General features: G+C 57.6%; 22 protein-coding genes and 3 pseudogenes. 13 read left to right on the plus strand and 12 right to left on the minus strand.

Annotated elements, in window-relative coordinates; translation table 11 throughout:
• Window positions 1-359: 359 nt before the first annotated feature.
• The gene (locus B3I26_RS04725; RefSeq protein ID WP_296255613.1) at window positions 360-1,070 is read right to left on the minus strand and encodes an aspartate/glutamate racemase family protein; all 711 of its coding nucleotides are present in this window, start codon (window positions 1,068-1,070) and stop codon (window positions 360-362) included.
• Between the two features lie 592 nt (window positions 1,071-1,662).
• Complete coding sequence (locus tag B3I26_RS04730) at window positions 1,663-2,277, minus strand: SDR family oxidoreductase (RefSeq protein ID WP_296255615.1); 615 nt, start codon at window positions 2,275-2,277, stop codon at window positions 1,663-1,665.
• On the opposite strand from B3I26_RS04730, the gene B3I26_RS04735 reads away from it, so the two are divergent.
• On the plus strand, window positions 2,268-2,471 hold the full coding sequence (locus B3I26_RS04735) for a LysR substrate-binding domain-containing protein (protein WP_296255617.1): 204 nt from the start codon (window positions 2,268-2,270) through the stop codon (window positions 2,469-2,471). The genes B3I26_RS04730 and B3I26_RS04735 overlap by 10 nt on opposite strands.
• 144 nt (window positions 2,472-2,615) lie before the next feature.
• A complete protein-coding gene (locus tag B3I26_RS04740; protein ID WP_296255618.1) occupies window positions 2,616-3,317 on the plus strand; it encodes a DUF3053 domain-containing protein in 702 nt (233 codons plus the stop codon).
• A gap of 203 nt (window positions 3,318-3,520) precedes the next feature.
• Here B3I26_RS04740 and B3I26_RS04745 read toward each other — a convergent pair whose 3' ends face one another.
• Both B3I26_RS04745 and B3I26_RS04750 read right to left on the minus strand, forming a co-directional pair.
• Window positions 3,521-3,901 carry a lysozyme inhibitor LprI family protein gene (locus tag B3I26_RS04745; protein ID WP_296255619.1) on the minus strand — a complete coding sequence of 127 codons (381 nt, stop codon included), beginning with the start codon at window positions 3,899-3,901 and terminating at the stop codon, window positions 3,521-3,523.
• 55 nt (window positions 3,902-3,956) lie between these two features.
• The gene (locus tag B3I26_RS04750; protein WP_296255621.1) at window positions 3,957-5,147 is read right to left on the minus strand and encodes an MFS transporter; all 1,191 of its coding nucleotides are present in this window, start codon (window positions 5,145-5,147) and stop codon (window positions 3,957-3,959) included.
• A gap of 73 nt (window positions 5,148-5,220) precedes the next feature.
• Between B3I26_RS04750 and B3I26_RS04755 the strand changes: the two genes are divergently transcribed.
• Complete coding sequence (locus B3I26_RS04755) at window positions 5,221-5,796, plus strand: CGNR zinc finger domain-containing protein (RefSeq protein WP_296255623.1); 576 nt, start codon at window positions 5,221-5,223, stop codon at window positions 5,794-5,796.
• A 60-nt stretch (window positions 5,797-5,856) separates the two neighbouring features.
• Here B3I26_RS04755 and B3I26_RS04760 read toward each other — a convergent pair whose 3' ends face one another.
• The gene (locus B3I26_RS04760; RefSeq protein ID WP_296255626.1) at window positions 5,857-6,471 is read right to left on the minus strand and encodes a hypothetical protein; all 615 of its coding nucleotides are present in this window, start codon (window positions 6,469-6,471) and stop codon (window positions 5,857-5,859) included.
• 192 nt (window positions 6,472-6,663) lie between these two features.
• Between B3I26_RS04760 and B3I26_RS04765 the strand changes: the two genes are divergently transcribed.
• On the plus strand, window positions 6,664-7,563 hold the full coding sequence (locus B3I26_RS04765; RefSeq protein WP_296255628.1) for a sterol desaturase family protein: 900 nt from the start codon (window positions 6,664-6,666) through the stop codon (window positions 7,561-7,563).
• Here the strand turns inward: B3I26_RS04765 and B3I26_RS04770 are convergent.
• Window positions 7,540-8,307 carry an AraC family transcriptional regulator gene (locus tag B3I26_RS04770; protein WP_296255631.1) on the minus strand — a complete coding sequence of 256 codons (768 nt, stop codon included), beginning with the start codon at window positions 8,305-8,307 and terminating at the stop codon, window positions 7,540-7,542. The two genes, B3I26_RS04765 and B3I26_RS04770, sit on opposite strands and share 24 nt — an antisense overlap.
• Window positions 8,308-8,509: 202 nt before the next feature.
• On the opposite strand from B3I26_RS04770, the gene B3I26_RS04775 reads away from it, so the two are divergent.
• The gene (locus tag B3I26_RS04775) at window positions 8,510-9,448 is read left to right on the plus strand and encodes a restriction endonuclease (protein ID WP_296255850.1); all 939 of its coding nucleotides are present in this window, start codon (window positions 8,510-8,512) and stop codon (window positions 9,446-9,448) included.
• A gap of 405 nt (window positions 9,449-9,853) precedes the next feature.
• On the opposite strand, the gene B3I26_RS04780 is transcribed toward B3I26_RS04775, so the two are convergent.
• From B3I26_RS04780 to B3I26_RS04795, 4 genes are all read right to left on the minus strand, one after another.
• Entirely contained in the window at window positions 9,854-10,456 is a 603-nt protein-coding gene (locus B3I26_RS04780) for a C39 family peptidase (RefSeq protein ID WP_296255634.1), read from the minus strand.
• A gap of 8 nt (window positions 10,457-10,464) precedes the next feature.
• Entirely contained in the window at window positions 10,465-11,235 is a 771-nt protein-coding gene (locus B3I26_RS04785) for a hypothetical protein (protein ID WP_296255637.1), read from the minus strand.
• A 78-nt stretch (window positions 11,236-11,313) separates the two neighbouring features.
• Window positions 11,314-12,057, minus strand: a complete 744-nt coding sequence (locus B3I26_RS04790; protein WP_296255640.1) for an aspartate/glutamate racemase family protein — start codon at window positions 12,055-12,057, stop codon at window positions 11,314-11,316.
• Window positions 12,038-13,132: a D-alanine--D-alanine ligase family protein gene (locus B3I26_RS04795; protein ID WP_296255643.1), complete on the minus strand. Its 1,095-nt coding sequence runs from the start codon at window positions 13,130-13,132 to the stop codon at window positions 12,038-12,040. Before B3I26_RS04795 ends, B3I26_RS04790 begins: the two co-directional genes overlap by 20 nt.
• 807 nt (window positions 13,133-13,939) lie before the next feature.
• Between B3I26_RS04795 and B3I26_RS28810 the strand changes: the two are divergent.
• The 3 pseudogenes from B3I26_RS28810 to B3I26_RS28820 all read left to right on the plus strand — a co-directional run.
• Window positions 13,940-14,068 (plus strand): annotated as a pseudogene (locus B3I26_RS28810) (restriction endonuclease); the annotation flags it as partial.
• Between the two features lie 48 nt (window positions 14,069-14,116).
• Window positions 14,117-14,218 (plus strand): annotated as a pseudogene (locus tag B3I26_RS28815) (restriction endonuclease); the annotation flags it as partial.
• A 59-nt stretch (window positions 14,219-14,277) separates the two neighbouring features.
• Window positions 14,278-14,361, plus strand: a pseudogene (locus B3I26_RS28820) (helix-turn-helix domain-containing protein); the annotation flags it as partial.
• Between the two features lie 135 nt (window positions 14,362-14,496).
• Here the strand turns inward: B3I26_RS28820 and B3I26_RS28825 are convergent.
• Window positions 14,497-14,985, minus strand: coding sequence for a ParB N-terminal domain-containing protein (locus B3I26_RS28825; protein ID WP_409522058.1), 489 nt, complete (start codon window positions 14,983-14,985; stop codon window positions 14,497-14,499).
• 286 nt (window positions 14,986-15,271) lie between these two features.
• Between B3I26_RS28825 and sbnA the strand changes: the two genes are divergently transcribed.
• From sbnA to B3I26_RS04815, 5 genes are read left to right on the plus strand one after another with little or no spacing between them, the layout of a single operon-like run.
• Window positions 15,272-16,285: a 2,3-diaminopropionate biosynthesis protein SbnA gene (gene sbnA, locus B3I26_RS28670; RefSeq protein ID WP_313483803.1), complete on the plus strand. Its 1,014-nt coding sequence runs from the start codon at window positions 15,272-15,274 to the stop codon at window positions 16,283-16,285.
• Entirely contained in the window at window positions 16,278-17,285 is a 1,008-nt protein-coding gene (gene sbnB / locus B3I26_RS28675; protein WP_313483806.1) for a 2,3-diaminopropionate biosynthesis protein SbnB, read from the plus strand. Before sbnA ends, sbnB begins: the two co-directional genes overlap by 8 nt.
• The gene (locus tag B3I26_RS04805; RefSeq protein WP_296255646.1) at window positions 17,279-19,084 is read left to right on the plus strand and encodes an FAD/NAD(P)-binding protein; all 1,806 of its coding nucleotides are present in this window, start codon (window positions 17,279-17,281) and stop codon (window positions 19,082-19,084) included. The genes sbnB and B3I26_RS04805 overlap by 7 nt, the downstream gene beginning before the upstream one ends.
• A complete protein-coding gene (locus tag B3I26_RS04810) occupies window positions 19,084-20,505 on the plus strand; it encodes a transporter (RefSeq protein ID WP_296255648.1) in 1,422 nt (473 codons plus the stop codon). Before B3I26_RS04805 ends, B3I26_RS04810 begins: the two co-directional genes overlap by 1 nt.
• A 29-nt stretch (window positions 20,506-20,534) precedes the next feature.
• The gene (locus B3I26_RS04815; RefSeq protein ID WP_296255649.1) at window positions 20,535-21,473 is read left to right on the plus strand and encodes an amino acid ABC transporter substrate-binding protein; all 939 of its coding nucleotides are present in this window, start codon (window positions 20,535-20,537) and stop codon (window positions 21,471-21,473) included.
• 53 nt (window positions 21,474-21,526) lie between these two features.
• Here the strand turns inward: B3I26_RS04815 and B3I26_RS04820 are convergent, their stop codons facing one another.
• Window positions 21,527-22,447, minus strand: a complete 921-nt coding sequence (locus tag B3I26_RS04820) for a LysR family transcriptional regulator (protein WP_296255652.1) — start codon at window positions 22,445-22,447, stop codon at window positions 21,527-21,529.
• Window positions 22,448-22,450: the final 3 nt, after the last annotated feature.

Consider the following 22,450-nt stretch of genomic DNA (forward strand, 5'->3'; position numbering starts at 1 on the left):
AAATCCGATTATGACTGAAGGCCGCCAACAGCAAGGGGGAGCAAGCTCCCCCTTCGGTTTTTACCGGACACTAGTGGCGCAGAGCGTGGGAACGATCCTATACGCGTAGGCCTTGGTGGAAACTGGCGGTGCAGGCTTTGCGATTGGGGTGAACACGCCATGCCGTAGATATGATGGGCCCAGCGTGCATATTCCTCGATGGAGGACGTACCTGAATCGGCCCAGCGCGGCTCGTCCAACGAGCGTTGCGCTCCGGAAATGAATCTGCCCCGAGGTGCCGGGATTCCCACAGGTAATAATGAACGGGGCGGACCAAGGAGGTAACTTCTTTAATAAAACAACGGCGTGAGTAACAAGGCCTATGCCCCGAGTGCACGGATTGAAGCATCCGTTTGCAGCGCGGCGGCAATATGAGAATCAATCGAGTCGATCAATTTGACGCCGGCTGCCGGGGAGATTCGCTCAATCATCAGCGGCAGTTCGGTTCCCCCCAGGATAACGGCATCAACATCCTGCACGATCAGATCGTCTATCGCAGCGCTGACTGTGTTGATGGCCTTTTCGGAAAAGTTGTATAGGCATGAATCGTCGTAAAACGTATTCTGAACGGCCTCACGGTACGCAGGCCGAGGCAGGATGATTTGCAGCCCTTCCCTGCTAAAGCGTTCGATGTAGATGCCCTGCTCCGTAACGTACTTAATGCCTAGCAGACCGAGCCTTTTAAATCCGGATCGTTTAGCAGCTGCCACCGTCGCATCGATGATGTTGACGACGGGAACAGCGACATGGGTGGCGAGCCGGTGACAGGTGTAAGTTGCCGTGTTGGAGCAGATGAGGATTTTCGTGGCCCCTGAACGCTCCAGCTCCAGCGCTGCACGAAGCAGTAGTTGAAACTCACTCTCTTCATCATTGTTCTGCTGAAACTTTAAGAGGTCGCTAAAGCTCATGCTGTACATGACGAGCTTCGCTGAACCGTAATGACCTGCCCCTTTAGCGATGAGATTAAGGCGACGGTAGTACTCCATTGTCGAAACCCATCCGAGGCCTCCAATCAGACCAATCCTGTCCATGTGATAGCATCCTTAGTCTATCGAGTCGTAGTAAGCAGAAAGCATCTCGAGAGGCGGCGCCGCCCTGAAATCGGGACTCCCCGGCGCCGTAGGGTGGGCCACCTGTCGCCAATGATTAAGGATATGTCAACGGTATCGGCAGTCTTGCATGTACTTTTCACATGTTCTTCCTCCGAGACACCAAACTGAATGCACATTACATTTACTCTGTACCGGATCGCCTTTACTCAGTATTTACTGCAGTTAAATATTAAAACCCCGCTTTCCTTGAGCGAACACAGGCAGGAGCACATGAAACATTTTATTCAGTAAAACTGCAACCCCACAGTGATGTCTTAATGACACCTTCTTATATTACACAGATCGTTTCCCTTATGGATCAACGCCCTGCAGGTGCTTATTTAAACACTGATAAACGAACTAGCACGTTGAGCTGTACAGTGTTTATACATGGATCTGCAACTGACTTTCTTTCAAATAGCTTAGCGAGCAAATACAGATTAATGACGAGCAATAATCAGGTTGCCCAAGGCGGCGCTGAAAACCCGAACGTAAGGAGTCAATGACCGCCCCTCTGCGCGCTTGGATATGCCTAGCGCATAAGCAACCCGCCATCGACTGCATACTGACTCCCGGCCACATACGCCGAATCGTCGCTCAACAGAAACAACGCTACGGCAGCAGCCTCCTCGGCAGTTCCTGCTCTCCAAAGTGCGACTTGTTCGATGACCGCTTCCTCGAATTGCTCTCTGGCGGGCTCATCGAGAAAGTCGCGAAACGAGGTGTGTATCGGACCGGGAACGAGCGCGTTTACCCGAATCTGTCGCGGCGCAAGGGCGGCGGCCCAGCAGCGGGCCATCGACAACAGCGCGCCTTTACTGGCGGCGTAAGCGCTCACCAGCGGCGCAGCCTCGTAGGCCGATGAGGACGCGGTGACGACGACAGAAGCGCCCGGTTTCAGCAGGGGCGTCAGGCGGGCCAGTTGCAGGGCCGGGCCGCGTACGTTGGCGGCCATCATTGCGTCGAAGCATTCGGCGGTCAGTTCTTCCAGAGGGCCGATCTGCGCAAATCCGGCGTTGAGCCAAAGGCCATTAAGGCCACCGCATTGTTCAGCCACCTTTAGCAGCCGGGCGGCGCTGTCCAGGCTGGCAGCGTCGTCGTGCAGCACCTCGGCTGAAGGGCCTAAGCGTTCTCGCGATGCTGGCACGCGTTGCGCAGGATGGTGTAGGCCTTGCCTATGTGTTTGCCCATCACGCCCAGCGGCTGCTGGATCAGGGCGCACTGGTGCAAGTGCTGGCTGACTGGACGCCACCGTTTTCCGGCTTTTACCTGTATTACCCCAGCCGTCGCCTGATGACGCCGCCGCTGCAAGCATTGGTCAGCTTTTTAACCCACACATGATTCACGCATTTGGACAGCAGGCGGTAGGCCCCAGCGGTCAATCGAAGCTGTTTGGCTCTGCAGATGAGAACCGATAAGCTTGCGTGCCCCGTTGAGGCCTTTTCTGACAGGGGCTTCCTCTTTTGCCTTAGGAGATCCACAGACATGCAAGTCTCGTTTCGCGCTCACTGGCTGCTTGCCCTCGCCCTGCCCCTCGCCCTCATCGCCTGCGGTGATAAAGAACCTGAACAGCGCGCTGCCTTCTCCCAGTTCCTGCAGACCCGCATCATCGACAAGCCGGGCGTCCACGTGCCCAAGCTGACGCCTGATGAGTCCAAGGCATTTGGTGAGTACACCACTCATTACGCGGTGATCGCTGACTGCAGCAGCGATATGGATGCAATCGTCAAACCCATGGGTGGCATGATTCAGAAGGCGAGCATTCATTCGTTGAACGATGTAATTACACGCCGCGACGACATCAAAGCAGTGCAAAGCAGCATCAGCGAGATTGGCGTTCAGTTGAAGCAGCGTCAGGCAAAGGCTGATAGCGCGCACGCTCAGCTCAAGCAACCGGAAGACTTGAAAGTGGTGTATGACAAGGCCTATGACAGGACTATCACGACCACCACCAACACCCTTCTGGAAGTCCTGCCGCAAGTCAACAAGACGCTGGACAGCGCACTGAAAGCCGCCGATTACGCGACGGCGCACAAGTCGCAGATCGACATCAACGGCGCAGTAGTCACGGTCAAGGACCCGAAAGTGCAGGCGGAGCTGAACGCGTTGCTGCAAGACCTGAACGCACAAGGCCAGGCTTCGCAACAGGCACAGGCCAAAGTGCAGGCGCTCATGTACGGCCGTTAAGTGCTCTGCCGACTTAGCGCCGGCCGTCCTGTGCACATTTGCAGATTGCATAGGGCAGCCAGCACCGGGCATGGCCAGTCGTTTGTCCTGCCCCTTCGTTAGTGGGGGTGGTGGTTCAAATGCGCTGGCGTGAGCGCGCTCAAGTTCAGCCAGATATGCCGGTGTTGACGCAGCAAGGCTCGCGATGCGCCTGCTGCACTGGCTTAACCGGGGTCAAGCATGTCCTGCAGCGACTTCGCCCGACTCAGGGCCTCTGCCGCCATGCACTCGCTGGTCCACACAGACGTCCAGCTGTTCCCCTCTACCCTCGAGCGGCCGTAGACGCTGCAGTACTGTTCACGAAAATGAACCCAAGTGCGTTGCGAGGCGATCATGTCCTTGACCAGTTGCGGCGAGTCGCTTTTAAGCTGAGTAACCACCTTGTCGTAGCTGCTTTGCAACTGCTTTTCGGCCGCTTCCCACTTCGGCGCGTTGCAGGTCGAAATGGCCATGGCGCTGCCTTGCTGGCAGGGGTCATCGTCATCGGCGGCAGCAAAAGCGCTTGCCGCGCCGAGCAAAGATAGGGCCAGCACTACGCTGCGCATGAGGAACTCCTGAGGGTAAAACCGCGAATTATAAGCAAAAGGTCAGATGGCTGGCTCACTGCCGAGGCACGGGTAGAACAGTCAGCTCACGCAGCAATACCGCCGACAGCAACACCCCGAGCAAGCCTACGGCGCCAAACGTCAGCCAAGTCTGGGCAATGCCGCGATTGAGGATCAGCCAGCTTCCCACGTAGTAACCCGCCCCGCCGCCCAGCGCACCCGCTGCGCTGAGGACACCAAAGAACGCGCCCTGACACCCCTGCGGCGCCAGCGCAGCGGTCAGGGTTTCGAAAGTGGGTAACAGGATGGTTTCGATCACTGTGTACACCACGATAAACAACAGGAAGCCGACAATTCCCGAAGCCACACAGACGCTGGCAAAGGCCACGCTGGCGGCCAGATAGGCCCCGGTTAGCAACGCCTGAGCCTGTGCGCTGACCAGCCAGCGCTTCATCAGCGCGAGGAAGAGCAGCCCCACCACTCCGTTGACCACGTACACCGCCGAGGCGCCATACGGCCCTGCCAGCTTGGCTGCGTAAACCGGGAACGCGACGTAGAGTTGGGGAAACAGGAAAAACCACGGCAGTGCCACCAGGATCAGGCGCTGCAAGCCGCGATGCGTGATGGCAGTCTTCAGGCCTTGCAGCAAAGGCTGTCGTGCCTGCGAGGGGTGGGTGTCGATGTGCGAGCGCAGGGAAATAACCCCAAGCCCTGTGAACAGCACCGCGCTCGCCGCAAAAGCCAGGCGCACGTCGAGCATGGCGGCCACCCCCCCGAGGATCGGCCCCACGGCTGCACCAAGATTCAGCATCTGATTATTGGCCGCGAACACTCGGCTCAGGCGGGCTTTGGGCTGCCTGCCCAGCAGCGCGTAAACCCCGCCTTCGTAGCAGGCCACGCCAGTGCCGGCCAGCATCGCCGAGAGCGTCCAGGCGACTGCGCTGTCGAACGCGCAGAACCCCAAAAAGCCTGCGCCGCGCAGCCCTAATCCAAAGGTGATGAGGCGTGCCGAGCCCATGCGGTCTGCAATCGCGCCGGCAGCGACCGGCAACACTTGCGCGCACAGCAGGTTGGCCGACATCACAGAAGCGAGCGCTACCGCATCGAATTGAAGCTCAGATGCCATGTACAGCGCCAATAGCGGCACCGTCATGAAGTGCGAGGCATTCATCAGCCCCTGCATCCACAACAGGCGCTGGACGGCGTCGGACGAATCAGGTCGCGAAACAGCGATATTCGTGGACATGTTGCGGCACCGTAACCAGCAATGTTAGTTTGATGGTTACTTAGATTCCGCTATTTTGCAATGAGAGGTTGCGATGCAACAGCACAATCAGGTGGCGCCGGGCGACCTGGAAGAAGTTCGGCGGTTTATCAACACCTGGTCGATCCCCAACCAGACGCGGGTCGAGACAGACGCCTTGCCCACGCTGATGAACGATGCACACGCCTGGGCCCGCCAGGTGTCCCTCTACCCGCGCCAGCCCGCTGACAGCCTGCCCATGCTTTCAACCCTGCGCCTGGCATTGCGCCAAGCCTGCGCTGATCACGACCAGCACGATGAAGCGCTCAATGCAGTGTTCGGCGCGGTTGCCCTGCAAGCAAAGGTGAAGTCCATTGAAGGCGTCAGCCAACTGCGGCTGGAGTCACTGCAGAAAACTTACGCCGGGCATGTCCTTTCCATCGTCGCCAACGCCATCGCGGCTGGGCACTTCTCGCGGCTCAAGACCTGCGGCGACTGCCAGTGGGCCTTTTATGACCATACCCGCAGCGGCACCAAGCGCTGGTGCGGGATGACCAAAGGCGGACCACAAGGCCGCGCGTGCGGCACGATTGCCAAGGTCAGTGCATTTCGCCAGCGTGCGGCGGACAAAGCCAGGAAGGGGGATGCCTGAGCGCTATGAGTCGGGCCGAACCTCAAGCGCTTCGCGGACGCATCGCGTTCATGCTCCCGTTCAAAACGCCTGACTCACGCTCACGCCACGCATGATCGAAAATCGCGGGTCGATCAGTTGCAGTTTTTTGTCAGCCTTGAGCGTTCCAACGATCACGCGGTAGGTTTTCGCAGCTTCGGAGAAAGCCTCCTGATTGCGCGCAAGCTTCTGGACCGCGGGCGTTTTCGCCCAGCCCTCTACTGGCTTCTGGCGAATATCCAGCGTGACGACCCAGGACTTGTCCACCGCTGCGCCCATCTGCCCGGTGTTGGGCGCGGTGTCCTTGATCGTGGCGACTTCGTAGCCTTGGGCGTAACAGAACCCGGGCTCCTGAGGCACATATGCCGCGCTACCCTGATCGGTGAGGGCATAGGTTTTCCCGCTTTTGGCAAGCAGCCCCGCCTCCACCAGCGCATCGAAAGCCGGTTCGTTGCCCGTAGACGTGCCACTGCCAAAACCATTTTCCAGCGTCACGGGGAAGCTTTTGAACATCGGCGCCCGAACACAGGAAGCGCCTTCGAGCTTGGGCTGCAGGGCTGCCTGAATGTCACGTTCAGCAGGTTCGTCCGTACAGGCAGCCAGCATCAGCGCGCTGATGCTCACCACGACAGCCCGTGTGATCACGTTCATTTGCATCGTTTGATCCTTAACGATTAGGGGCAGCGATTGAGGGCGCATTCTCTACGACCTGAAGGTGATGCTCAACAAGCCGCGCCCGATCCGGCATAGAAGGTCTGTCAGGCGCACCGTCGAGAATGCGCGGTTTATTCAAGCGCTGGCGCCCACACCTGCCCGACACTTTCGGCTCCCCCTTTATGGAGCCTTGAGATGCGCAGTGTGTACGGACCGGTTTTTTTCTTTGGCTTTATCGGCGTGGCGCTGCTGGCGGTCACTCACGGGTGGAACCCCGCTTGGCTGTCACCGTTACTGCTGATGGCAATTGGAGTGTCTACCCTGTGCGAGCGTCGCTGGCCTTATCGTGAGCAGTGGAATAGAAGCCACGGCGATGATGCCCGCGACGTTGTGCATGCCGGCGTGAATGAAACACTCAACGTGATGGCCGTGGCAGCAATACCACTGATCGCCATGATATTTCCCGATGCCGGACTGTGGCCTGCCGACTGGCCATTGGCGCTGCAGTTGCTGCTGGCCGTGACGGTGGCAGACCTGGGCATCACCCTGGTGCATTACGCCAGCCATCGCTGGCCGTTGTTCTGGCGCTTGCACGCGGTTCATCACAGTGTGGCCCGGCTGTATGGGTTCAACGGTTTGATGAAGCATCCCGTGCACCAGTTTCTGGAAACGCTGGGCGGCACGTTGCCGCTGCTGATGTGCGGGCTGCCACAGCCGGTGGCGGCGCTGCTGGCGTTCAGTATTTCCATTGAGCTGCTGTTGCAGCACAGCAATGTCGGCATGCGCATCGGCGCGCTGCGCTACGTGTTCGCCTGGGCACCTGTTCATCGCTTGCATCATTTGAAGTACGGCACTCATGGGGACGTGAATTTCGCGCTGTTTTTTCCCATATGGGATCGCCTGCTTGGCACCGCGCTGCACCTGCCGCGCTATCGTCTGGCTGACGATGATGTTGGCATCGGCGACTGCCCCGACTACCCCGTGGGTTGGTTTGCACAGCTACGCCAACCCTTTGTCCGCCAGCAGAAGATCGTCCCACCACCTGCCCTGCCCGGGCCATTGCGAGAGGCCTTAGCCAAGCACCCGCAGGCGTAGGTTGCGCAACGTCTGGTCTGCACGAATGCCGAACTGCTGACGTACACATCGCGACAAATGCGCCGAGTCGGCAAAACCGGCGGTGGCCGCCGCCCGGGTCAGGTTGCAGCCTTCCAGCGCCAGCTGCAACGCCAGGCGCAGCCGCTGCCACAGCACCAGGCGACGCACCGACAGGCCCAACTGTCCGGTAAACAGGCGCTCCAGCTGACTGATAGACAATGCCGCCTCGCTGGCCAGCATGGACGCCGACAGGGTCGCCGCGTCGATCGAACGAATACGCGCCACGGCTTTGCACAGTCGCGGGTGCAACGGACGTCGAGGCAGCTCGCGCAACACCTCGACCAGAGCGTCTGGGCTCGCAATGGCGAAGCGACCAATCTCCTGCAAAGCTGGCACGTTGAAGGCCAGGGGTTCGGCGAACAGGCTGATCGCTGCCTGATCGGCGTTGAGGATCGCGTGCTCGTGACCCGATTCGATAAGCAGCGCTGGCCCGCGCATGATCTCACCTTGCACCCAGACCTCGACGACGCCGGCGCGGGCGATCAGCAATTGATGGGCGTAATGAGCGTGCCTGCGCGTCTGACCGAGAACCCCCGTGATCAGGCAATGATCGGCTGCCAGCCAGAGGTCGCCTTGCCAGCGACCGTCTGCAGGCGAAAGGATCGGCGATGCCTCGGGAAATGCCACGAATTGGACCTCTGTTCGAGCGGGGTTCATGCGCACGCCCACTGTATCTGAAAGCATGAAGCGCAGCCTTCGCTGCGCGACTGCTCGGTAGCTTTCGATGCGGGGCCGCTGGCGTGGTCTTCACGCGCTTGGAGCCCGTCAGTGTTTCCAGCATGGTGGCAGTAGCCTATCATCGCCGCTCAGTCGCTTATCAGCAGTCCCGCTGCTGGCGCTGGACTGCATCTCTTCTCTTCACGGACTGACGAAAAAGACCACGGACATGGCCCGGAAAACCTCCAATCTCCAAGCGCTCATTCACCTCGCCAGCAAGTTGCCTTGGTGGATCAGCGTCCTGCTCGCCGCTCTGTCGGCATTCTGGCTGCACTCAATCGCCGTGGCGCCCATGCCGACGACCTTCGATCCTCAGCACTTCGACAAAGCGCTGACGGCGTCGGTCTTGCGCGGCATCGCGACATTTGCCCAGTTTTTTGTGCCGATCATTTTCGTCGGAGGCGCCATCGCTTCGATTGTCGGTCGGCGTAAACGGCGCAATCTGCTGACATCAGTCGCTACTCCCGGCGGCAATACGCTGCTCAGCATCAGTTGGCACGACTTCGAGCTTTTGGTCGGCGAAGCGTTGCGGCATCGCGGGTATGCGGTGCAGGAAACCGGCGCAAACGGCCCGGACGGCGGTGTGGACCTGATTGCGCGCAAGCAGGGCGAGACCTATCTGGTGCAGTGCAAGCAGTGGCGTTCGGTGCAAGTGGGCGTACCGGTGGTGCGCGAGTTGTACGGAGCGATGGCAGCCGAAGGGGCTGTCGGCGGTTTCGTCGTGACCAGTGGGAAATTCACTAATCCGGCGCGGGCCTTTGCTTCCGGGCGCAATGTGCAGTTGATCGACGGTGCCGTGCTGAGGCAGTGGATCGCCGAAACCAAGGCTCAGGGTCCGGCTCCCACAGTCCAGATCACCCCCGCGCAGGACGCGCATCGGGTGCCCGATCCCGTTATCACGACGCCCGTGGTCAAACCGGCAAGCCCCGAGGCAGCCCCTGAGAACAACGCTAAACCCAAGGCGCCCTTATGCCCATTTTGTCGAAAGACGATGGTGACCAAAAGGGCGCGCACCGGGAAAAATGCAGGCGGTACTTTCTGGGGTTGCGTGGATTTTCCGAAATGTAAGGGCATTCGACCGATATTCGCGCCGATGACAGTGAAGTAAGCGCAGCGACACAGCGGCCGGATACGACAAAGCGTCTGCTAACGTGGGTGACACCCTATCGCAAATGACATAGTCGCATTCGATTTTTCCCCCACCCCCGAGATGCGTCCGTGTCAGCCCCCGCTTTCTCCTTGTCTGTCCGCAACCGTTTGTTGAGTCTGATCTACAGCGATCATCTGCCGTTGCTGCAAGGTTGGTTGCTTTCTCAGGACGCCTTCGTGGGCCGCGCTCTGGGTCATGCGGCAATGAGCACAAGGCGGGGTTCGTGGTGGCGAATGGCGGTTCAGGTTTTGCGATTGGGGTGAGTGGGATCGGGTGCATTCGGCTATTACGGGTCGTCTGGGTTTACTGCCGCTGCGCGTCAGATCGCGAGCAAATCATGCTCGTATAGCTGGCCTTCCCAGATTACCGAACCCAGATCCCCCTGCCCGCGAAATACCGCCCGAAATCCCTCAGCCCCATCACCACACTTTCTTGCGACGCTGGCGTATCACCCGAGGGGTTGTGGAACATCACCCTATCGTCGGTCGCTGCGGTCACGAGCACGAGATGCCCGCCTTTTTTGGGTGGCTCACGCTCGGGCCAGCGGATCGTTGGGTGCACGGAGGCGATGAAGAACTGGCCGGGGCTGATGAGTGAAGGGATGTCGTGGGCTTCGAGGTCAGTGACGACTCGGGACTCCACTGCAAACTCATGTTTTAGCATTTCAGTTGCGGGCGTATAGATCATGCCCCTGATGTCATCGCCTTCAATCACATAAGCGCCATATTGCTTGGCCAGCTCTAGAAGGTGGAAAGTGGGATGAACCCTCCCGGTTCTACAGGCAAGCAGCATTTTCAAGCAGGCCATGCCGCAGATATGCCGCGCCCATGTCGCATAGTCTTCGACGCAGGCGGCGCCAGAACCGGCCCAAAGCGGGTCATCCAGAGCGCTTTGGGTGTTGGAGATAAAATCAATCACCCGCTGGCGCGACTCCCATTGGCTGTAATACGGAACGGCGTTGATCACGTAGGGCCTCATTTGAATAACAGTGGAGCAGTACCAAGGATCGACAATAAACCAAAAAATAACTGATTTTTGCCGTGGCCCTCTCGGTAAACCACAAAGGCAATGGTCATCAGCAGCGGCACCCTGAGGGAGATTGCAAAATAGCCGTAGCTCAGGGGCAGGACGCCTGCGAGGGCGAAGTTGAAAAACAGCTCCGGCACGGCCCAACCCAGTGCGAGCAGGGTCCAGTGGGACAGGCTGACGCGGGATGAAGTCTTTAGCACGATCCTGGCAGAGAGCATGTTGCCGATGCCGGTATAGAGCAGGTAACTGAACCAGCCAGCACTGGCTATGCCCACTTTGTCGCACAGCGCAAAACCAATGACGGCCGCAACCATGACGAAAAACCTCAAGGTGTCGGTGCGTGGCATTGAGCTCAAGTGCCCGAACACCGAGAACAACAATCCAGCGGCGAACAGAACAATGATGGAGACCAGGCCACCTTGGGACAATTGTGTGCCGAAGATCGCGTAATCCAACAGCGCGATACCACCCACCGCGACCGGAAAAACGTAGACCGTAGCGCAAACACTGCGCACGATTATCTGCTGCTGGACGGTAATGAGCAGCGTCAGTAAAACGCCTTTCGCCAGCCCGGCAGCGATCCCGGTTGCATTCAGGAGCGAAGGCAGGCTGGCTACATCGCAGGCCCACGCCACCGGCAGAAGCACCAGGCAGACACAGCTCGTCCCCGCGCCAATCGCCCAGGCGGTTGCCTGAGGAGAAACCTTGGCAGCCAAGTTGCGCATGAGCAAGGTCCTTGCCGTGACCAATAACACAATGGTCAAGAATGCAGTGCTCTGGATGACGGACAATGACTACACCTCCAGCGCTCGTTGGGCTCCGTCCGGGCGAAGGGCTGCGGCAATATGGGCGTCGATCGAGTCGATCAATACAACTCCCGGCGGTGGTGAAATTTGCTCGACGATCAGCGGCAATTCGGTGCACCCCAGGATCACAGCTTCGACGTTTTGATCGAGCAGATCATCGATAGCCCCCTTCACCGCCCGTGTAGCCCTTTCGGAAAAATTGCACTGGCACAAATCGTCATAAATGGCGTCGTGGACCGCACCACGATGTACCGCTCCAGGCACCTTAATGGTTAAGCCTTCCTTGCGGCAGCGCTCAATATAGAAACCGCGTTCCATCACATACTTCGTTCCCAATAAACCAATACGCCTGAACCCTGAACGCTGGATGGCCGACACCGTCGCATCAATGATATTTATTACCGGAATAGAAAGTTGACGCTCCAAGCGGTCGCACGTATTGCTCGTAGTGTTGGAACATATCAAGAGTTTCGTGGCCCCCGACCGCTCCAGCTCAGTGGCTGCCTGTATGAGAATCCGAAACTCGCCTTCTTCATCACCTTCCTGTTGAAATTTCAATATCTCGCAGAAGTTCAGACTGTGCATGATAATTTTCGCTGAACTGTGGCGACCCGCTGCTTGAGCAATGAGATTGAGTCGACGATAGTACTCCATCGTTGACACCCAACTTACCCCACCTATCAAACCTATCTGCTCCATGCCCGCATCTTCCTTAATCAATTGAATAATCATAGGCAGAACGTTTGTGTGCCTTGACCGCATCCTGGCAACTAAAATGCCTGATCAACTGCGCTATGGAAATTCCGCTTTTTTTCAGCATCTTCGGAAGGATACTGTTGCGCATCAATCCCGGGATGGGATTCGCCTCCAGGAAATAAATATCGTCGCCTCCTGTCACGATATAATCGAACCGGCACATATGAGCGAATCCCAAATCATCGAACAATTCACACGACATCGCTTTAAGTTGCGATATGACGGGCGTGTCCTCTTCTACGAGGATCTCTTGCACATTTCCCCGCCTGTGTTTCTCCTGATGCCCGAAAAACCCGCGCGCAGTGTCAATACGCACGGCAGGAAGTGCCACCACGCGGTTGTCCAGCCGAACGCAACCTATCGAATATTCCGTTCCGCTCACGAATGCCTGAACCAGTGCCCGTTCATCGTATTGGGAGATGAGTGAAAGGTTCTCGATGATTCGAGGCACTTCTGCCTGCGTGACGGTATAGCACTCCGTAAAGAGCGATGCGCCTAGTGAATTGGGCTTTACCACTACCATTGTGCCCCCGAATTTCCCTAAGAGAGTCGCGGTGTCTGGCGACTCGGAAGAATCGGTCACCACCCAGGTATCGGGCACCTTGACGATCTTTTGATAACCGCTGACATAGCGCTGCATATGCACTTTGCTCATGGCAAGGCTAGCCGGTAAAACGGGGCCGAAACTGCCGCGCAGCTTCAGCAGGTTCGCCAATCCCTGGACATGCCCGTCTTCCCCGTAATTTCCGTGAAGAAGATTGAACAGGTAGCCGGTGTCACGGCTCATCATGTCTGCCGCAGCGGCATAATCAACCGGGTCGCTGGGCCGCATATAGTCTTCAGCGAGGGCATTTTTTTCAAACGGTCGACAGGTGATTCGGTTGTTCAGGTCGACATAATAAATATTACGGAGTGCAACTCCACTGTTTTGAGCCGTAAGCTCTTGATAGACGAAACTGAAGGAAGCTCTCGACGCCGCATGCTCTGGCGACATACCGCCGAAAACTAGCGAAACTTCCAGATCATCCATTTTCAAAGTCACGTTTCCCATAAGCTCTCTCCATGGCAGGTAGCTCCTTAAACAAAACCTTCTTCAACAACAAACACGTTTCCAATGTTTAAAACATTAAACAAATTCAAAAACCAAAAATCACTCACATCCAGACTCGGTACTATAGAACCAATTTTCATTTATTTACAACCTAAGCCACTGTTTTTTTTGAATGATCGAACACTTGTAGAAAACCCTATAAAACACAGCAAGATCGAAGCACAGAAACATAGCTAAACACCTCGTAAAAAAATCAACATCAGTAAAACTGTATGCACCACTACTGCGACTGTGTACTAACCAACATAGAGGCGCATCCATTTAAATGCCCCCATTTCTAGCAACGTTACTGACTCAGTAATCGGGCACACAGGGTGCAAAAAATAAACTTCATTAAACACGTCACATTCGTCGTACAGTCCCCCTTTAACGGCATAATCAATCAGATTCGCCATGGCCAAATACCTCTGCCCTCGAAGGCTTCATTGACCTTGCCAGCAAACTCCCCTTGTGGCTCAACATCGCCGTCGCCATTACGCCTGGCCTCTGGCTGCATTCAGCGGCCGCCGCGCCGATGCCAACGACCGTGGACATGCGTCACTTCGATACGGTCATGACGGCTTCGGCGTTTATTTAACGGCATGGCGACGGCCGGGTATGTACTGCCGCTGATCTTCATCGCGGTGCCTTGGCCTCATTCTTCGGGCGGCGTAAACGCCGCGATCTGCTGACGTCCTTCGCCACCCCGGCGGCAATAGGCTGCTCAGCATCAGTTGGCACGACTTCGAGCTGCTGGTCGGCGAAGCATTGCGGCATCGCGGGTTTGCGGTGCAGGAAACCGGGCCAAACAGCCCGGACGGCGGCGTGGACCTGAGTGCGCGCAAGCAGGGCGAGACCTACATGGTGCTGTGCAAGCAGTGGCGTTCGCTGCAGGTGGGCGTGCCTGTGGTGCGCGAGTTGTATGGGGCGACAACGACCGAACGGGCATGCACCGGAAAGAATGCGGGCGGTACTTTCTGGGGTTGCGTGGGTTTTCCGAAATGTAAGGGCATTCGACTGATATTCGCGCCAATGACAGTAAAGTAAGCGCAGTTAAGGAGCGGCCGCATACTGACAAAGCGTCTGCCAACGTGGATGACCTGTGCGTGGCACCCGCGGCGATCAGCCAGCAGATCAACGGGCTGAAAGATCAGATCGCAAAGCGCCTGTTCGAGCGCGATGCCAAAGGCATCCAGCTCACCATCAGTGCAACAGGCGCGGGAAGCGTCCAGGTCACAGCGGGTAGACGTGCATGGCGCGCGAATAGACCCTTACAGCCTTCCCCACATTGCGTGAATCAGACCCACCGAGGCGATGGGTTTGGGTCAAGCACCGACGCTGCGCAGAGCATGCCCCGGGGCCGTCCGACATCCGCACTCAGAACAACCCCCCAACTCATACTTGCATTCCACCTCCACACGGGTACTCAAGACATGGCGAGTCGTCTTAGGTGGGTAAGGCCTTCTCTGGATGCCACGCGCAATGATGTCCTCGGCCGTCACGTGAACACCTGCCTGGCGCGAGTGAAGTTCAACTTGTGAATAGTCGAGCATCACGCAGGGAACGACGCGAAGCGAATGTCGCCGAGCGAACTCCCGCCGGTGATGACCGTCCATGATGACCCATGAGTCTCGCTCGACCATGATGGGCTCCAACCAGAAACCTTCGCTAATGATTTCGTGAGCAACGAGCAACACTCTCTCTTCGATAAAGTGCTCCGTAGGCAATAAAGCCTCCGGGGGTATCAGCACAATTCGATGAGTTCCCCGCGACAGACCGTAGTACGTATTCTCTGCATATAAAACATCCGCCATCACATAATCTCCTTTCAATGAGCGCTTCTCTGGCTCAACGCGCTAGCCGAAGAACATGTGAGGCAGGAGGCTAGTCGCTTCAAGTAAACCCGTTATTATTTTTCTTATATCTTTTTTGCTTTGTGTGGATGCGCCAATCATAAGGGCCGTACTACACGGGCTGCATGCCCCTCTCTCGTACTTCTTCCTAAAAGGAAATTCAGTTCTTCTTTCACTCGCCTTGTTGGGATTTTCCCAGCCGCCTATGTTCAAGCCCATCGCTTTTACTGCCAGCACGGGAAATGACATGAGCACCATCAGCGACGTGATTAATGACCGCAACTTCGTGACTTTAAAGAATCTCCACTTCCGCTCCTTGCATTTGAAGTTGGAGGGGCTTAATCCCGCAGGCTCCGTGAAGATGAAGACGGCCAAGTGGCTGATCGCCGATCTTGAACGCCGCGGCAGCATTGGCCCCGACACGGTATTGATCGAGTCTTCGTCAGGCAGCCTGGGTGTCGCACTGAGTCTTATTTGTGCCGAGCGCGGTTATCGCTTCCGTTGCGTGGTTGACCCGAATACCACGGCTCAAAATATAAAAATAATGAAAGCCTTTGGAGCCGATGTGATCGTGGTCGATGTTCGGGACGAAAACGGGGGTTTTCTAGGGACACGCATTCAATACATAAAAGAGTTGGTGGCGCAGGACAGTCGGTTCGTATGGATGAATCAATATGCCAACCCGGAAAATCCACGGGCGCATGCCAATACCACGGCACGAGCTATCACGGAAAGTTTCGAGCATATCGATTACCTCTTTGTCGGAGCGGGCACCACCGGCACCTTGATGGGATGCGTTCAGCATTTCAAAACCCATCGTCCTCAAACGCACATCATTGCAGTAGACAGTGAAGGTTCGGTCACATTTGGCGGCGCGGCCGGGAAGCGATACATCCCTGGACTGGGCACCAGTCGCCGCCCTGAAATATTCAACAAGGAAGGGATCGACAGCTTCCAGATCGTTTCCGAAGCCGATACGGTCGCAATGTGTCGCTATGTGGCTCGGACCAACGGGGTTCTCGCGGGAGGGTCCACAGGGACAGTACTGGCCGCTGTCTATGCTAGACGCCAGGAATTGCCTGAGAACGCAGTCATCGTCGCGATTTCCCCCGACATGGGAGAGCGGTACCTGGACAGCGTTTATGACGATGAATGGGTCAAGGCTCGGTTCGGGAGTTCTCCGCTCACGGGTGAAGCACCCGTGACCTCGCGATCTACGTCCTCTCCAGCCTGTGACGAACGGGAGGCGGCATATGTTTGAGTTTTCCGTCGTCTCCGGCGCGGTCATCCGCGATCTGCTCAAATCGCAGCCTCGCTTGGCATTGCAAAGCGTTCAAGCCGCCTATCTCGCCCATCATCAGGGCCTGACGGTGAATCCAGACAGTTATTTCCTGCGCTTTGCCGATGAGTCGGCCAATCGCATCATCGCCCTGCCCGCGTCATTGGCGGGAGACATCAAGGTTGCCGGTATCAAGTGGATATCGAGTTTCCCGTCGAACATCCAGTCTGGTATCCCCCGCGCCTCCGCTGCCTTGATTCTGAATGACCAGCAGACCGGCTATCCATTCGCCTGCCTGGAAGCGTCCTTACTAAGCGCCGCGCGCACCGCAGCGTCCGCCGTACTGGGTGCCTATTGGTGCAACCGACAGTCGCGCCGTGCAAAACGCTTGAGCTTTATCGGCGCGGGCATCATTGCGCGAAATATCTTCGAAACATTCATTGCTGATGGCTGGCATTTCGACCGTGTGGGCGTGCATGACACCTACCGCGATTATTCCGTTGCGTTTCAGCAGCAGATCCTCCAGACCAGCGACTTACCGGCATTCATCGACACTCAATTAGAAGAAGCGCTGGAAGCGGACATCGTCGTCTTCGCCACCAACGGCAGTACGCCCTACGTACGCGCAGACTGGCGTTTCGAACCCCATCAAGTGGTACTCCACATTTCCCTACGCGACTTGGCACCCGAAACGATTCTGGCCTCGGAAAATATCTTCGATGACGTAGAGCACTGCCTGAAGGCCTCGACTTCACCCCACCTGGCCGAACAGTTGTCGGGCAATCGCGAGTTCGTCAGTGGAACGTTGGCCGAACTCATCCTGGGCGAACTGAAATTGCCAGACGACCGGGCGCGCATTTTTTCTCCTTTCGGCATGGGCATTCTGGATCTCGCACTGGGCAAAGCACTGTACGACCAAGCGGTGCAAAACGGGACAGCAGTGCGCATTCAGAACTTCTTCGGAGAAACCAGGCGATGGTAGGCCATCATGTCCCGCCGCAGGGCGCAGAGACGTTGAGAGTGGGCATCGTCGGGCTCGGATCACGAGGGTTGGGGATCCTGGAGCGTTTGCTGGCTCTGGCGGCTCAAACCCCGGACCGCATGGTCGATATCACGGTCTTCGAGCCGGGAGAGCCAGGTTGCGGAACACATCGCACGGACCAACCTGACTGGTTGCTGCTCAATACCATCGCTTGCCAGCTGTCAGTGTTTCCCGATCACGCTGCGATCGATGCACCGGGCCGCGACGGCCCTGACTTCTACCGTTGGTGCACCGAACGGGGATTGCGTCTGAGCGAGGACGGTCAGGTTTCGCTGGATAAAGGTCGGACTGTGCGGCCCACCGACTTTCTGCCTCGTCGGTTGCTGGGCGAATACCTGTCATGGGCCTACGAACACGTGACCAACGTCTTGCCGTCCAACGTAAGGCTCACCGTACTGCAAGAGCTTGCGATCAACGTCGAGCCCCAGCCGCTACATCAGGGCTTTCGGGTGGTGGGCAGCGAACGGAGCGAGGTGTTGGTCGATAGGCTTTTCCTCACGACCGGACATGCCAGACAGCGACAATTGCCTCCCTCCATGCCTCCTGGCCGCATTGCCAACGTTTATCCGCTGCCTGAGACCATGACGAACATTGCCCCGCACGCCGTGGTGGTCATCGAGGGGCTCGGACTGACCGCCATGGATGTGCTGGCGGCATTGACGAAGGGACGAGGCGGCCGCTTCTCAAGAGAGGGCAACAAGCTGACCTACGAGAAAAGCGGACTGGAACCTCGAATTCTCATGTACAGCCGTAGCGGCCTGCCCTTCCGTACCCGGCCATTTGCTCTTCCCGATCGAATCAGGCACACGCCGTTGTTCCTGACCAAGGAAGAACTTGAGCGGACACGGCAGCGTCTTTCGCCGGCCTCACTGGATTTCGACAACCATCTACTGCCGCTGCTACTCGCTGAAATGCGTGCCGCTTATTACCTGGCCAGCTCTCTTCTCGTGCGGCCCAGTGATTTGCAGCGTGCGTTCGAGCAGGGCCTTCTGGAAAAAACGTTCGACACACTGGCCGCTCAGTTCGGCGCGTTCGACCCGCTCGAGCATTTGATCACCCGCTTGCCGAGCCTTGCAGAAAGTGGCTACGCGCAATGGGCCAAGGCTTTCATCGAGCAGGATCTGAAACAGAGCCGAATGGGGCTTGCCGAAAGCCCGCTGAAAGTCGCGCTGGAAGTGTGGCGCGACCTGCGAGACACATTGCGAGACGCGGTCAATGGCGCCGGCCTGACGGCCGAGTCGCGCGCGCGTTTCTACGCGCACTATTCGCCGCTGATCAACCGTACGGTCGCAGGGCCTCAGCTCGAACGTCATGAAGAACTGCTGGCATTGATCGAGGCAGGACACGTGCACTTGACGCATCGGCTCGACGACGCCCGCCCCTGGGATTGGACAATCGGCGCGAACGTATCGAGTGCCGGACTGGGCCGGGGCGACTCGCCCCTTTTCACGGCGCTCCAGAGCTATGGATGTGTCCGGCCGATCAGTTCGGCAACCTCGCTCGATGGCATAGATGTCGATGCAGACGCCCACCCACGCCATGCCGATGGACATGTATCACCTCATCTATGGCTGCTGGGTCCGGCGGCCGAAGGCGCCACTTATTACAACCACTACGTGCCGTCGGCGGGGGCCTGGTCGCGTGCCTTGAGCGATGCCCATCGCGCGGCGTGCGCCTGCCTAGGACTGGCGAATCGCACTTCTATCGAAACATCTCCCGTGCCGGAAAGGATCGTCTGATGCTCGCTTTCATGCAGTTGTCGCCCATCATGTTCGTCATCGGACTGATTCTCGCGTTTCGCCGTCCGCCGGTTCACGCTGCTGCCGGGGGCGCCGCACTGGCGTTATTGCTCTGGTTTGGCGGTGCCGCCACCCCCTTCGCTTCGCCAACCCTGAACGCGGTGCTGGAGGACACATTGATCCTGTTCGCCAGTACCGCAGCGGTTATTGCCCCAGGTCTGTTGTTCGTGATTTTAATCGAGCGCACCGGGGCCAATCGCTCGTTGGCGCAATGGATGACCAACTTTGGCTGGCCGCTGTCAGGACAGATCCTGTTCGTCGTACTCGGATTTGCGCCGATGCTGGAAAGCATGACGGGCTTCGGTGTATCCATGGTCGCGACAATCCCCATGCTGTTGACCATCGTCGGACGGCAAACCGCCCTGCGCCTGGCGTTGACCGGAATGTGCATCATGCCCTGGGGAACCTTGGGTCTGGCAACGGTGATCGGTGCAACGCTGGCTCATCTGGGTGCGCCACAGCTCGGCGGGGAAACAGCGTTGACCAGCGCCGCCGTGTTCGTCTGCGCGGCGCTCATTGCGCTGTATCTGTCAGGAGAGCGAAGCGTGTCAGTGTATGGCCTGGCGATGACGGCAGGGTTGGTTTTCGCGCTGCTCCTGCGCGCGTTCAGCCTGACGCTGGGGCCCGAAATCGCAGGCGTACTGGCAGGTGCGAGTGTGGCTGTCGCGGCAATGACATGGGCACACCTGAGGCTCAACGCATCCGCCAGCTTTCCAATGGCCGCCTGGCCCTATGGCGTTCTGCTGGCAGCGGTTCTGACTCTGAAGGCCTTGAATCTCTACGGCGGGATGGACCTGCTGTGGGTTCTAAAAGGGCAACAGGTCAGTTGGAAGCCACTCAGCTCGCCCGGCATCGCACTGATGATGGTCAATGTGCTGCTGGTCGCCAAGCTTGGCATGAATGGCCTGAGCGAAGCGTTTCTGGCGCGCGCCAAGAGACCGCTACTGACGATCCTGTTTTTTCTGCTGATGTCTCAAATCCTGCTCAAAGCCGGCTTTCTGGAAAGCGTTCGCAGTGCCTTGGCACAGTTGGACCCAACCTCGCTGGCACCGCTAGTCGCTGTATTGGGAAGCCTTTCGGGGTATGTCACCGGCTCGAACGTCGGGGGCAACGCCATTGTCATGCCGTCATTGGCAATCATTGATGTCGATGCTGTCACCCGCACAACGTTGGCTGCCATTCAAAACAGCGCCGCCGGCCATGCGGCTTTGGGATCGCTGCCTATCGTCGCCTTGGTCGCGAGCATCGCCAAGGCCGACAAAACCGCCGAACAGGATTTGATCCGCTTCGCGCTCGGTCTGGTGTTGCTAAACACCCTGCTTGTTGCCGTAGCCGGTTATGCGTTGATGTCGTTCCACTGAACCATGGATGTATCACATAAGGAGTGCGTATGAACGGGCGATGGAAAAAGGCGGGTCTGGCGTGTGTCATCGGGGCGCTTTCCCTTGGCGCACAGGCGCAAGGATTGTCAGGGAATCTGGAGAAGATCCAAAGCAGCGCCGTGATCACGCTGGGTGTTCAAACGGCATCGGTGCCCTTTTCGTATGAAGATGGTCACGGTTCCTATCAGGGGTATTCGGTGGACTTGTGTCTGAAAGCAGCCGACGCCGTCAAAACGTATCTGGGGCTGGATACCCTCACGGTGAAAATGAAGCCGGTCAATGCCATGACTCGCATCGACCTGGTCCGCAAAGGTGAGATCGATCTGTCCTGCGATGCCCCCACGAACAATGCCGAACGCGGGAAGCTGGTTTCATTTGTGCCCACGATGTATGTGGCCTACAACCGCTGGGTCAGCAAGAAAGCCGCAAATCTTCACACGCTGGACGATTTACGGGGCAAGCGGGTGACGTCCGCGCCAGGCACGACCGCCATGAAATTGATTCGAGAACTCAATGACACTCAACACTTGGGCCTCACTATCATTGATGCCAAGAGTCACCCTGGCGCTTTCGAGCAAGTGGTCAATGGTGAGGTCGATGCTTATGTGATGGACGATGTCTTGCTGGCTGGGATCGTCGCCGTGTCTCAATCGCCAAGAGACTACGAAATCAGCACGCAGGCATTGAGCGTCGAACCTTACGGCATCATCGAACGGCGCGACGATCCAGCCTTCAAAAAGGTGGTAGACAGTGCGCTGGCGCAGGTCTATCGATCCGGTGAGGGCGAGAAGATATACAACAAATGGTTCCTATCACCCCTCTCGCCGTCCGGCATCGTCATCAACGTGCCCATGAGCCCTGCTTTGCGTGAGGCGTTTGCGCACCCCACCGACTCTCCGGATCCGGCGTTGTACGCAAGCCATACCACACAGGCAGCCTCGAACTGAAATGAAAAGGCCGATCACTCGGCTTTTTTTCTGCCGTTGATCTACAGCCGAACTCAGGAACAAGCCCGCTGCTGCTGATCGCATCGCAAAGCGAAGAAATCGATGAACGCACGGATCTTCGGCGGTTGCACCGGGCTGGCCGTGTAGACGGCAAACAGCGCATCGGCGTGGTGATTGGGAACCGTAAAGCGGTCAAGGACTTCCACCAACAGCCCGTTCTCCAACGCTTGAGTTGCCGCAAAACGCGGGAGCAACGCAATACCCGTGGAGTCTTTGGCCAAGGTCAGCAACGCATCGACGTCATTGGTCAGTGTGTTGCTAATCACAGCAACATCGGTGGCGAACGAGTGTTCGTCGGTGAACGTCCAGCGCGCAGGCCGTCCTCTGCGCCAATGATTGAACAACAGGCAATTGTGCTGACGCAGATCTTCCGGTGCCTGAGGCGAGCCATGAGTGGCGAGATACGCCGGTGACGCGCAGACCAAGTAGTCGATCTCGGCCAAGCGCCGGGCAACACGATCCAGTGGCGGGGCATCAGTGATCAGAAAGGCAATGTCATGGCGCTCATCGCAAGACTCTTCAAGTTTCTCGCTGTGGGATAGCTCCAACCTAATGTCGGGGTAGCGTTTGAAAAACTCCGGCAACCCGGCCGACAAAAAGGCCTTGGCGACTGACGCGCTGGCACTCACCTTCAACGTTCCGCCAGGCTGCGTGCGCCATTGATCAAGCATCGAATGAATCGCCTGAGCTTCGTCCACGATACGCGCGCAATGCTGATAAATGAGATCGCCAGCGTCGGTCGGTGTCAGTGCTCGCGTATTGCGATCCAGAAGCCTGATCTTCAATCGGTCTTCCAGTTTCGCGATCTGTTTGCTCACCGCCGAGTTCGTCGTACCCAGCTGTTCGGCGGCCCTGGAAAAACTCTTGTGCTGGACCACCGAGGCGAACGTCATCAAGCCAGATAGAAAATTCATCAT

The organism is Pseudomonas sp. UBA5706, assembly GCF_002419965.1.
GTDB lineage: Bacteria > Pseudomonadota > Gammaproteobacteria > Pseudomonadales > Pseudomonadaceae > Aquipseudomonas.